Source organism: Psychrobacillus faecigallinarum (assembly GCF_014836595.1).
Lineage (GTDB): Bacteria > Bacillota > Bacilli > Bacillales_A > Planococcaceae > Psychrobacillus > Psychrobacillus faecigallinarum.
In genome coordinates this window covers 515,624-527,642 of sequence record NZ_JACSQO010000002.1, presented here as the reverse complement: position 1 = coordinate 527,642, position 12,019 = coordinate 515,624, and the positions used below count along the sequence as shown (strand labels likewise).

General features: G+C 36.3%; 12 protein-coding genes. All 12 read right to left on the bottom strand.

Annotated elements, in window-relative coordinates; translation table 11 throughout:
- Nucleotides 1-495 precede the first annotated feature (495 nt).
- Nucleotides 496-1,287: a sporulation transcription factor Spo0A gene (spo0A, locus tag H9650_RS07310; RefSeq protein ID WP_144536046.1), complete on the bottom strand. Its 792-nt coding sequence runs from the start codon at nt 1,285-1,287 to the stop codon at nt 496-498.
- Between the two features lie 263 nt (nt 1,288-1,550).
- Complete coding sequence (locus tag H9650_RS07305) at nt 1,551-2,507, bottom strand: SpoIVB peptidase S55 domain-containing protein (protein ID WP_144536044.1); 957 nt, start codon at nt 2,505-2,507, stop codon at nt 1,551-1,553.
- Between the two features lie 95 nt (nt 2,508-2,602).
- Nucleotides 2,603-4,306 carry a DNA repair protein RecN gene (gene recN, locus H9650_RS07300; RefSeq protein ID WP_191696884.1) on the bottom strand — a complete coding sequence of 568 codons (1,704 nt, stop codon included), beginning with the start codon at nt 4,304-4,306 and terminating at the stop codon, nt 2,603-2,605.
- 80 nt (nt 4,307-4,386) lie between these two features.
- Nucleotides 4,387-4,836, bottom strand: a complete 450-nt coding sequence (gene ahrC / locus H9650_RS07295) for a transcriptional regulator AhrC/ArgR (protein ID WP_144536042.1) — start codon at nt 4,834-4,836, stop codon at nt 4,387-4,389.
- A gap of 98 nt (nt 4,837-4,934) precedes the next feature.
- Nucleotides 4,935-5,753 (bottom strand): TlyA family RNA methyltransferase, encoded by an 819-nt coding sequence (locus tag H9650_RS07290; RefSeq protein ID WP_144536040.1) that lies wholly within the window; start codon nt 5,751-5,753, stop codon nt 4,935-4,937.
- A complete protein-coding gene (dxs, locus tag H9650_RS07285; protein WP_191696933.1) occupies nt 5,750-7,645 on the bottom strand; it encodes a 1-deoxy-D-xylulose-5-phosphate synthase in 1,896 nt (631 codons plus the stop codon). The genes H9650_RS07290 and dxs overlap by 4 nt, the downstream gene beginning before the upstream one ends.
- Nucleotides 7,646-7,734: 89 nt before the next feature.
- On the bottom strand, nt 7,735-8,616 hold the full coding sequence (locus H9650_RS07280) for a polyprenyl synthetase family protein (RefSeq protein ID WP_191696883.1): 882 nt from the start codon (nt 8,614-8,616) through the stop codon (nt 7,735-7,737).
- Nucleotides 8,609-8,830 (bottom strand): exodeoxyribonuclease VII small subunit, encoded by a 222-nt coding sequence (gene xseB, locus H9650_RS07275; protein ID WP_144536024.1) that lies wholly within the window; start codon nt 8,828-8,830, stop codon nt 8,609-8,611. The genes H9650_RS07280 and xseB overlap by 8 nt, the downstream gene beginning before the upstream one ends.
- Nucleotide 8,831: 1 nt before the next feature.
- Complete coding sequence (xseA, locus tag H9650_RS07270; protein ID WP_318245397.1) at nt 8,832-10,184, bottom strand: exodeoxyribonuclease VII large subunit; 1,353 nt, start codon at nt 10,182-10,184, stop codon at nt 8,832-8,834.
- A gap of 60 nt (nt 10,185-10,244) precedes the next feature.
- A complete protein-coding gene (gene folD, locus H9650_RS07265; RefSeq protein ID WP_191696881.1) occupies nt 10,245-11,099 on the bottom strand; it encodes a bifunctional methylenetetrahydrofolate dehydrogenase/methenyltetrahydrofolate cyclohydrolase FolD in 855 nt (284 codons plus the stop codon).
- Between the two features lie 25 nt (nt 11,100-11,124).
- Nucleotides 11,125-11,502: a transcription antitermination factor NusB gene (gene nusB, locus H9650_RS07260; RefSeq protein WP_191696880.1), complete on the bottom strand. Its 378-nt coding sequence runs from the start codon at nt 11,500-11,502 to the stop codon at nt 11,125-11,127.
- A 113-nt stretch (nt 11,503-11,615) separates the two neighbouring features.
- Nucleotides 11,616-12,008, bottom strand: a complete 393-nt coding sequence (locus tag H9650_RS07255) for an Asp23/Gls24 family envelope stress response protein (protein ID WP_144536016.1) — start codon at nt 12,006-12,008, stop codon at nt 11,616-11,618.
- Nucleotides 12,009-12,019 lie beyond the last annotated feature (11 nt).

Sequence of the window (12,019 nt, the reverse complement as noted above, 5' to 3'; positions counted from 1 at the left end):
TATTATCTTCTTCAACCTTGAAAACTTGCAAAACTACTTTAAAAATTCATTTTTGAGGAGGGATATTTATTAATCTATTAAACAATACATGTTCCAACATGACATTGATACTACATTAAAAAATATTTTTTCAGATCTTTTCACCCATTAGATAAGTAATAAAGTTTTACTGATCTAATGTATGATAAAACCTGGAGCAATACCATGAATTTTCTGCCAATTTTCAGTATAAATATATTTTACCATAATACTTCAAACAAATATCTATAAGAAAAAAATAATATAATGATTTTACTTTTTCTTAATTTCTAAATCTACTGAATAACTATACTAAGTTAATTACCATTCTAAAAATAAAAAAAGACCCACTCTTAATAGTAGGTCGGGCAACGATATTTAGTTGCTACGTCAAAATTAAAGTTCATTGGAATGGTGTTAAAAATTCGTTGCACCGTTCACTATTATTTTATATCTGGAAACTTGATTCTTTCACTTTCAACTAGCCATATTTTCCATACGAATTTTGTCTGCGATCATCGCGATGAATTCACTATTTGTAGGTTTAGACTTTAAGTGATGAACTGTGTAGCCGAACATTTTCGAGATAGTTTCATAGTTTCCACGATTCCATGCTACTTCAATTGCATGACGAATGGCACGCTCAACACGAGAAGGAGTTGTTTGAAATTTTTTTGCTATTTCTGGATATAATACTTTCGTAATGGAGCCTAACAGTTCAATATCAGCATATACCATTTGAATTGCTTCACGAAGATAAGAATAACCTTTAATATGCGCAGGTACTCCCATTTCTTTAATAACATTAGTAATAGTATTATCAATCATGCGCTTATTTTGTAATGCTTCTTTTTCAGGATTGGACTTTGCAGGTGCTTCCTGAATAGAGCCCTTTCTTCCAGCAACCTGAATAATTTGTGTCACTAAACGGTCAAATTCAAAAGGCTTCAGCATGAAATAAGAGGCCCCAAGATCTACAGCCTGTTTCATCACATCTTCCTGACCAAATGCAGTTAACATGATGACTTGTAAATCCTTCAGCTTGTTATTTTTCTGTAAAGAGTCTAAAACAGCAATTCCATCAAGATGCGGCATGATAATATCCAACAGCAAAACGTCTGGTTTGATTGATTCTAACAATTCCAAACATAATTTTCCATTATAAGCAGTACCGATAACCTCTATTTCAGGATGCTGCTCAAAATAAGAATCCATTGTGCGTATTAAATCTTTGTTATCGTCGACTATTGCAATTTTTATTTTCTCCATATAAGTTCATCCACCTTTTGTAATTTTTTACATAGATATTATTCGCTATCTTTTTCCCACTTCCTTTTTATAAAATAAAAATGATTCTTTCCTATTATGATTACGTGGTATTACGACAAATTGTAAATCTTTTCTTATGCTTTGTCGAATTTTATTCATTAACATTTTAAACCTATGTATCGTAAAAACGCAAGACCTTATATCCACCTTAAGACACAAAAAAGGCTACATCCAAAATAGGATGTAGCCTTTTCATCTATACTTCATGGATTTTTTTTCATCATCTCAGTTATTGCTAAAGCTGCACCGTTTTTGGGTTTGTCGACATACATATGAGTTACGACACCAATAATTTTGTCTGCCTGGATGATTGGGCTACCGCTCATTCCTTGGAGAATTCCACCTGTCTTTTTGATAAGCTGTTGATCGGTCACAGTGAATTGAAATAAATGTCCATCGACAGAAGAGATGTTAATTGTAAAGTCTTGTACTTTTTCACCATCGATTGAAGTACGCATGATAGCTTTGCCAGTCGTAATTTCTTCTTTTTCTGCTACTGCTACCTGATGCATTGGAATATTGGCTAATGCTTTGTTTTCTAACTTACCGAAAACTCCATAAACGTTATTTTCATTTACTCCTCCAATGGGAGGACTATTGTTTCCGTGTGAAGTAATTTTATATCCAGGTTTGCCAGGAATGCTTTTTTTAATTTGCTCAATAGAGGACAAATAAATAGAGCCCTCTGAAAATTTTGGCGTAACACCAGATGTATGATCGACAATTTGGTGCCCTAATGCGCCAAATTCATTGGTTGACGGATCGAAATAGGTTAAAGTTCCAATTCCTTCAGTTGCATCACGCAAGAAAGGAAAGAGTTTAATCATTTGATCAGCACTCATATCTTTCGTATACATTGTTTTGTTGCGCTCATACTGAATAATAATTTGTTTCTTGTCTTTCAATTGTCTTTTTAAGTCATCAATACTCGATATCGTTTGGTCGTTTATTTGATGAATTGTATCACCAGATTTTAGCCAATAATCATCTGTTATCAAGACATCATGACTAAGAAATACAGATCCGTATTGGAGGTCGATCTGAATAGATTGCCCAAGCGGGACAACGGAAACTTTAGAAGCAAATGCAGTGGTGCTTAGAAAGAATAAAGTCAAGAAAATAATTGGCAAAAGCGACCAAATTCGATAGCTTTTTTTCATATTTCACCTCCCATACACTTTACTATGTCCTTCGCTAAGAACTCTATGTGAGGTAAATAATTGATAAAAAAAGAAGACCCAAAAGTAATGGGTCCTCAAGAGTTTCTTAACACTTTTTTTCGTTCATTTGCAATTTTTAGTAATTCTTTGGAGTGCTTTAAAGTAGTAGTTGTGATTTCCGTGCCTGACATCATTCTGCTTAATTCCTCGGCCCGTTGGTCATCCGTTATTTCTTCCAGCAACGTATAGGTACGATTTCCAGAAACTTCTTTTCTAATCAATAAATGCTGGTCAGCCATCGCTGCAACTTGGGAAAGATGAGATATACACAAAACTTGTGAATTTGTCGCAATGCCCGCAATTTTTTCAGCAATCGCTTGGGCAACTCGGCCGCTCACACCAGTATCTACCTCATCAAAAATAATAGAGGTAATGCCTTGATGCTTCGAAAAAATACTTTTTAAAGCAAGCATCATTCTAGATAATTCGCCACCTGAAGCAATTTTAGTTAAAGCCTTTAACGGTTCACCAACGTTTGTAGATATATAAAAGGATAAATCGTCTATACCATCTTCATTATAGATAGGATTAGGATGATCATGGAACATAACAGCAAAAGTTGCTTTTTCCATATAAAGCTCCTGAAGCTGCTCCATAATAGCGTTACTCAACAAGGAAGATGCGGCCTTCCGTTTATCGGTTAACTCGTTAGCCTCTAGCTGAAGATCTATTTCAATTTGACGTATTTTTTCTGCCATTTTTTGAATTTGTTCATCTCGATTGACTAATTGGTCCAAGCTATGTTGAATCTGTTCTTTGTATTCAAGAATTTCTTCAATCGAGGCTCCATATTTTCTTTTTAAAGTCTGTATTAAAGCCAATCGATCTTCTACAATTTGAAGTTGATTGCTGTCATACTCCATTTCATCTAAATCATTTTTAAGTTGATGTGCTGCGTCCTGCAATATATAAAATGCCGAAGAAACGCTTTCGCTTAAATCCTTCATATTCTCGTCTACATCCGAAATATCTTGTAAATCAGACATAGCAGAACCTATATAGTCTAATCCTTTAGATTCTCCTAAAATGGCATCATATGAGCTGCTGATTTTATCAAACATTTTATGAAAGTTTAATAGCTTTTTCTTTTCATTCTGAAGAGATTCTTCTTCTCCTCTTTTTAATTGAGCTTCATCAATTTCTTCTACTTGAAATGTGTACAGGTCAATTTTATGGGCAATTTGCTGCTCATTTTCCGTCAATGTAGCCAATTCTTTTTTCCATTTTTTGTATTTACTAAATAATTCCCTATACGCTTCTTTTACTGCCTTCAGGTCGTCTCCAGCAAATTGGTCAAGCAAGTGAATATGTGCCTTGTCATCCATTAGCTCTTGGCTTTCATGCTGACCATGGATATCTATTAAACTGGCACCAATTTCTCTTAAAATACCAATTGTTACAAGTTTCCCATTTACTCTACAGACACTTTTTCCAGACTCATTTATATCTCTTCTCAAAATGATTGTTTCCTCATCTTTATCAATACCAACATCTAGCATTTTCTTAAAAACGCTATGCTTTGGATCTGAAATGATAAATAGTCCCTCTAGCTCTGCCTTTTTTGCGCCATGTCGAATAAATTCCTGTGATCCTCTACCTCCGCAAAGCAGATGAACCGCATCAATAATGATTGATTTTCCAGCTCCAGTTTCACCAGTTAGCACAGTTAAACCTTCTTCAAAGCTTACAGTAAGTTCATCTATTATCGCAAAATTTTTAATGGAAAGTTCTTTTAACAAACCTATCACCTCTATTTAAAGATAGAACAGCTTGAATGTATAAGTGAAGTAGATTTCACTTATACATTTAAGTGATATTCCTATAACATTTCAAGCAATCGGCTTTTAACTGCCTCACAATCACTTTCGGCTCTGCAAAGGATCAGACACGTATCATCGCCACAAATTGTGCCCAATATTTCTTCCCAATCCAAATAATCAATTAAAGAACCTATTGCGTGAGCATTTCCTGGCAGTGTCTTCATCACTAAGAAATGGCTAGCTCCATCAATGCTAACAAAGGCATCTGTTAACGCTCTATGCAGTTTTTGCATAGGATTGAATCTTTGGTCTGCCGGGAGGCTATACTTGTAGTTTCCATTTGGCAATGGAACTTTCACTAAATGTAATTCCTTAATATCTCTAGAGACAGTCGCTTGAGTTACGTTAACACCTGCGTTCTTAAGATGATCTACTAAGTCGTCTTGAGTCTCGATTTCATAATTCGCGATAATATCTCTTATACGAATATGCCGTTGTCCTTTGTTCATAATTATCTCCTTGCTGTATAAATATTCTATTTTAATTATACCTTAGCATTTCATTGCAAAAGTAACAAGAAAAAACGCGACTCATGATGAGTCGCGGGTTATTTTAACGAATTATGTGCCTCATTAACTAGTTTTTCAAAGTCTATGTCATGTGAGGTAACTTCTCCCTCGTTTACACTAACCAGATGAAATAGAAATTCTATATTTCCCTCTCCCCCGGTTATAGGCGAAAAGGAAGCATTTTTTAATTGGAAGTTTTGGCTTTCAGCAAAATCTGCTATCTCCTTCAAGACTTCTATATGAACAACTTTTTCTCTAACTACACCTTTTTTGCCTACTCGATCTTTTCCAGCCTCAAACTGCGGCTTAACTAATGCAATAACGTCTCCACCAGGAAGCAAGATCGTTTTTAATGTTGGAAAGATAAGCTTAAGCGAGATAAAAGAAACATCTATAGAGGCAAAGGATGGTAATCCTTCTTGAAAATCAGCAGGTGTGGAGTAACGGAAGTTTGTCTTTTCCATTACAGTTACACGTGAATCCTGCCTTATTTTCCATGCCAATTGATTACTACCGACATCCAGTGCATACGCATGTGAAACGCCATTTTGGAGTCCACAATCTGTAAATCCCCCAGTTGAAGAGCCAATATCGAGCATGATCTTATTCTCAATCTCTATGTCAAACTGCTCTATTGCTTTTTCGAGTTTCAAACCGCCACGGCTGACATATTTCAGCACCTGACCCTTAACAGTTAAAATAGAAGTGGTTTCAATCTTCTCTCCCGGTTTGTCTATTCTCTCTTCGTTCTTGTAGATGAGACCTGCCATAATAGCACGTTTAGCTTTTTCTCTTGTTTCAAACAAACCTTGTTCTACTAAGAGTATGTCTACTCTCTCCTTTGGAATCTTGCTCATAAGGAGATATACCTTGGGCTTTCATTTACGGAAGTTTTTACAAGTTCCACAATGCTTTCAGTTGTAATATTAATCTCTTGCAGCAACTGATTTACTTCACCATGTTCAATGAAGATATCCGGAATACCGATGCGCTTAACATTTGCTTGTAGGTTTTGTTCATTATAAAACTCTAGGACAGCACTGCCAAATCCACCTTGTAATGCACTTTCTTCCACAGTAATAATAGGGATGTTGCGTTTTTGAATATCTTTAAGCATTTCTTCGTCTAAAGGTTTAATAAATCGAGCATTTACAACTTCTACAGAGATATTTAGTTTACTTAATTCGTCCGCTGCTTGTAGTGCCATTGAAATAGTTGTACCAAAAGTAAGAATCACTGCTTGACTGCCTTCTTTTAAGACTTCCCAAGTGCCGATTGGAATTGGATTTAATTCTTCGTCCATCATAACACCAAGACCATTACCACGCGGATAACGAAGAGCAATTGGGCCATCAGAGTAGTCAAATGCTGTTTTGACCATATGTTGTCCTTCATTTTCATCTTTTGGCATCATGATAACCATATTAGGCATATGTCTAAGGAAGGAAATATCAAATACTCCTTGATGTGTTTCTCCATCTGCCCCAACTAATCCAGCACGATCTATTCCGATTACCACATTTAAGTTTTGACGACAAATATCATGAAGCACCTGATCATATGCACGTTGAAGGAATGTTGAATAAATAACTAATAAAGGTTTCATACCTTCCGCTGCCATTCCTGCTGCCATTGTAGTGGCATGTTGTTCTGCAATACCTACATCGAACATTCTATCTGGAAACTCTGATGCAAACCCTTCCAATTTGGAACCTACTGGCATTGCAGGTGTGATAGCAACAATACGGCGATCATCACGAGCTAGTTTCCTTGCTGTCTCAGCTACTAGCGCACTCCAGGAAGGTGCTTTTGAAGAAGACTTAACGAAATCTCCAGTCTCCATTTTATAGGGACCTGTACCATGCCATGTTCCAATTTTGTCTTGTTCAGCAGGTTTAAAACCTTTACCCTTTTTAGTGATAACATGGATAAGAACAGGACCTTTCATCTTTTTGGCATTCTTCAGGTTTTCTTCTAAGTCTTCAAAGCTGTGGCCATCAATTGGTCCTAGATAAGTAAAACCTAATTCTTCAAAAAATGCGCCTGATACAAGTAGGTATTTCATAGTGTCTTTAAGACGTTCAGCTGTGCCAGCTAATTTGCCGCCAACTGCTGGAATTTTTTTCAGAAGTGACTCAATTTCATCCTTAGCTTTGTTATATGTGCCATGAGTACGTAATTTTCCAAGGACATTATGCAAAGCTCCCACATTAGGTGCAATAGACATTTCGTTGTCATTCAAAATGACAATCATATCGGTTTTTTCGTGTCCAATATGGTTCAATGCCTCTAATGCCATACCACCAGTTAGAGCACCATCTCCAATAATAGGAATAACATAGTTTTTCTTTTTCTGTATATCCCTAGCCTTAGCCATTCCCATTGCTGCAGATAGCGAGGTTGAACTATGCCCTGCCTCCCAAACATCGTGCTCACTTTCAATCATTTTTGGAAATCCACAAAGACCCTTGAATTGGCGAAGAGTATCGAATTGATCTGCACGACCCGTAAGAATCTTGTGAACATAAGCTTGGTGTCCAACATCCCAAAGAAATTTGTCATCTGGACTATTAAACGCCTTGTGCAGTGCAACCGTTAGCTCTACTACACCTAAATTCGGTCCAATATGTCCACCTGTTACTGATAATTTTTCTATTAAAAACGAACGAATATCTTCACTTAAGTCCTTTAATTGTTCATTGTCTAAACTTTTTAAAAAGGATGGACCAGAAATTGAAGTTAAATCCATTGCCATCACACACCTTCTTTTAGATTTCCTTAAATACAGCTAGGTATAATCATATCAATATTTACTCATAAAACAAAATTATACGCTATTTATTTTGACCTTTTTGTTATGTAATTAGCAAGTTCTATTAAAAGTCCATCGTTAAGATTTACTTGGTTAAGTGCCTCAGTTGCTAAATCATACTGTCTTTTTAGTTGTTCTTTGGCACCAGCCATTGTCAGTATAGAAGGATACGTATTCTTTTCACTTAATATATCTTTTCCTGCAGTTTTTCCTAATTGCTCGGATGTACCCTCAATATCAAGAATATCATCTTGAATTTGAAATGCCAGACCAATGTGGAAAGCATATTGACGCAAAGCATCCATGACTTCCTCGTTAGCTTTTGCAATAATTCCTCCTGCTATAATACTGAATAACAAGAGTGCACCGGTTTTGTTAATATGGACCTCTTCTAATTCCTCTAAGGATAAAGTTTTACCCTCACCAAGAATATCTAATACTTGGCCACCAACCATCCCTTCAGCTCCTGAAGCAAAGCTAAGACGGTCGATTAAGAAGACTTTTTGTTCAGCATCCAGATTTTTTAGTCTCGCAATAATACCAAAAGCCAATGTTACTAAAGCATCTCCAGCAAGAATCGCCAAAGCCTCTCCAAAAACTTTATGGTTAGTTGGCTTTCCTCTACGAAGATCGTCATTATCCATGCTAGGTAAATCATCATGTATTAAAGAATAAGTATGAATCATCTCTATTGTGCTAGCAACTTTTATGGCATCTTCGTTTTTAACGTTTAGTTCCTTTAATACCGCTAGCGTATATAAGGGACGTATTCTCTTTCCACCAGCTTTAAGGGAATATAGCATTGCTTCTTTTAGTTGAGAAGGTGCTTGAATTTCATTAATCATCGATTCCAGCTGTTGTTCAATAAGCGGTTGGTTGGCTTGGATAAATGTATTTAAGTTACTCATCAGTTTTCCCTGCTTCTTCTTTATTTTCGCCCATGAAAGATACTAATTGTTTCTCAGCGCTTTGTAATTTATCACTGCACAATTTAGATAGTTCCATTCCGTTTTGATAAAGTTCAATCGCATTTTCAAGAGGAACATCCCCTTGTTCTAGCTGTCGTACAATTTGTTCTAATTGTAGCATTGCCTCATCGAATGGAATTTCTTTTTTTGCCATGCTATTTTACCCCCTCTTTACTAACTGCTTGTTGAACTGTAGCCTCTATTTGACCATCTGATAATGTTACAAAAATAGAATCACCCTGTTGGACATCTTCTACAGACTTAACTAATATGCCTTCTTTGTAAGTAATACTATATCCGCGATCCATAATTTTCAAAGGATTTAACGCCTGCAAAGTTCTTAACGAACCAGTAAACTGTTGTCGATTTTTTTCAAAGGATGCAATCATTGCTTGTGTAAGTTGATTGGTACTTGTTTGTAATGTTTTTGACTGTATCGTTATAAGCTTTTGTGGGGAAAGTTGTTTAAATCTATTTTCTAACTGAAAAAAGTTCCTGTTTTTTTCTTGTGATATCCGTTTAACTTCTTTATGAAGTTGTTGTTCTGCCCGAATATACCTTTCTATAAAAGGACGATACAGTTTTTCTGGAGTTGCCATTACAGGCGAAGTAATAGCCCTACGGTATCTATTTTTTTCATCGGCAAGTCTTTTCGTAACAAAATGAAGACTAGCCGATTGGTAAGACAAAATATTCTTCATTAAGTTCTCTTTACTAGGTACTGCCATTTCTGCTGCTGCCGTAGGAGTAGGTGCCCTCAAATCAGATACAAAGTCAGCGATAGTCGTATCTGTTTCATGGCCAACAGCACTAATAATGGGAATTTTGCTCTCTGCAATAGCACGAGCAACTATTTCCTCATTAAATGCCCAAAGATCCTCAATGGAGCCTCCTCCTCTTCCCACTATCATCACATCAATATCACCTAAGGCGTTTGCCTCCCTAATAGACTTCACTATTGAAGGCGCTGCCTGTGGGCCTTGAACGATACTTGGGAAAACGAGTACCTCACAAATTGGATAACGTCTTTCCAAAGTAGTCAAAATATCTCGTATCGCTGCTCCTGTCTTTGAAGTAACAACACCAATCTTTTTAGGGAAAGCTGGCAGCTGTTTTTTTCTGCTAGGATGGAAAAGACCTTCTTGTTCAAGCTTTTTCTTTAACTGCTCAAAAGCAAGAAAAAGTTCACCTATCCCGTCCGGCTGTATAGAAGATGCATATAGCTGATATTGACCTGCTGCCTCAAATACATTTATATCCCCACGCACCAACACATTCATACCACTCTCAGGTACAAATTTAAGACCTCGAGCATTCATAGCAAACATGACAGATGTTAAACGAGCTGACTCATCTTTTAGAGTGAAATAGATGTGACCACTAGAATGTACCTTCACATTGGAAAGTTCTCCTTTAACGTACACATCACGCAAATGGGTATCTGCATCAAATTTTCTTTTTATGTATTTAGTTAAAGCTTTTACAGTTAAATATGTATGAGACATAATATCAACTCCTACTACTTGATGACAAGCTAAAAGCTGTTCTACTGTAGAACAGCTTTTAGCTTATTTATCTAGTGTATTCTCAGCAGCCAAGCATGTATTTTCCATTAACATAGCAATAGTCATTGGTCCTACTCCTCCAGGAACTGGAGTAATTTTAGATGCTACTTCTTTTGCAGAAGCAAAATCTACGTCACCGCATAACTTGTTGTCTTCATTTCGATGTATTCCAACATCAATTACAACTACGCCTTCTTTTAAGTAACTAGAGTCAATCATTTTCGGCTGACCTGTAGCCACTATTAATATATCAGCTTGCTTTGTATGGTTATGTAAGTTCTTCGTTTTTGAGTGGCAGTAAGTTACCGTAGCATTCTTTTGTAAAAGGAGCTGACCCATTGGTTTTCCAACGATGTTACTTCGCCCAATAACCACAGCGTGTTTTCCTTCTATTTCAACGTCGCTATATTCTAATAGTTTCATCACACCAAAAGGTGTACAAGATAGGAAGGTCGGCTGACCAATCATCATCTTTCCTACGCTTACTGGATGAAATCCATCTACATCTTTCAATGGAGATATAGCTGCAATTACACGATCCTCATTGATTTGTTTAGGGAGAGGCAACTGAATTAGAATGCCATGTATCTTTTCGTCCTGATTTAGCTTTTCAACACTATTTAAAAGCTCTTCTTCAGATATAGTTTCTTCCAGCTCAATCATAACCGAGTACATACCAAGTCTTTCACATGTTCTAGTTTTACTGTTCACATAGGTTTGAGAAGCTGGATCACTACCAACTAATACAACAGCTAATCCTGGTGTAATACCTTTTGCTTTTAGATTATCTACACGTTCTTTTACTTTTTCTGTAACTTTTCCAGCTATTTCTTTTCCATTAATTAGATTATCTGCCACTATAAACGCTCCTTAATGTTGAAGATTATTGCTCTGTATATTTGGATAGTACTCCATTAACAAATCGACTTGATTTTTCGTCTCCATAAATTTTGCATATTTCTAATGCCTCATTTATAACTACTTTTGCTGGAGCTTCGTTTGCATATAATAATTCATAAACAGCTATACGAAGAACTGTTCTTTCGATTTTTGGCAATCTGGATAAAGACCAGTTTTCTAGCTTGTCTGATAAAGAGGCATCGATTTCTTCTTTATGTTCAATTGTACCCTTTACTAAATCTGTTAAAAAAGGGTCATTTTCTTCAGTAACATGCCCTATAGCTTCTTCTATTGTAATTTCATGATTGTCTAGCTGGAATATTGCCTGCAGTGCTAGCTCCCTTGCTTTTCTACGTTTCATTATTTGTTCTCCTTTAAATGTAGCTATCTAACCCATAATAGCATATTTTTTTAGAAAGTGCTTATTAGAAAGAAGAAAATAAGAAAAAGAGCCCCCTAGGGAGCCCTTTTCTATTATTCTGTAGCTTCAAATTGCACACCAGTAATATGAACATTTACTTCTTTTGGAACTAAACTAGTCATATTCTCAATTGCTTGGCGTATTTGGGATTGGACTTCTCTTGCAACAGTTGGTACGGAAGCACCGTATTTTACTAGACAATATACGTCAATATACAAACCATCATTTGTTATTTCTGTTTTAATGCCTTTACCATGCACCTTTTTTCCTAATCTTTCTACTACTCCTGCAGCAAAGTTTCCTCGCGTTCCCGCGATACCCTCTACTTCATTTGTAGCAATTCCAGCAATTACTGTGATTACTTCAGGAGCAATTTCAATTGTTCCTAAGTACTCTTTGCCTTCAGGAGTCATTTGAACAAATTTTTGTTCGGTTGTTTCTGTCATATGGCTCACTC

Bases quoted from the DNA above. Each gene is read 5' to 3' on its own strand.
- spo0A (WP_144536046.1), bottom strand. From the start codon at position 1,287: ATGGAGAAAATAAAAATTGCAATAGTCGACGATAACAAAGATTTAATA.
- H9650_RS07305 (WP_144536044.1), bottom strand. From the start codon at position 2,507: ATGAAAAAAAGCTATCGAATTTGGTCGCTTTTGCCAATTATTTTCTTG.
- ahrC (WP_144536042.1), bottom strand. From the start codon at position 4,836: ATGAACAAAGGACAACGGCATATTCGTATAAGAGATATTATCGCGAAT.
- H9650_RS07290 (WP_144536040.1), bottom strand. From the start codon at position 5,753: ATGAGCAAGATTCCAAAGGAGAGAGTAGACATACTCTTAGTAGAACAA.
- dxs (WP_191696933.1), bottom strand. From the start codon at position 7,645: ATGGATTTAACTTCAATTTCTGGTCCATCCTTTTTAAAAAGTTTAGAC.
- H9650_RS07280 (WP_191696883.1), bottom strand. From the start codon at position 8,616: ATGAGTAACTTAAATACATTTATCCAAGCCAACCAACCGCTTATTGAA.
- xseB (WP_144536024.1), bottom strand. From the start codon at position 8,830: ATGGCAAAAAAAGAAATTCCATTCGATGAGGCAATGCTACAATTAGAA.
- nusB (WP_191696880.1), bottom strand. From the start codon at position 11,502: ATGAAACGTAGAAAAGCAAGGGAGCTAGCACTGCAGGCAATATTCCAG.
- H9650_RS07255 (WP_144536016.1), bottom strand. From the start codon at position 12,008: ATGACAGAAACAACCGAACAAAAATTTGTTCAAATGACTCCTGAAGGC.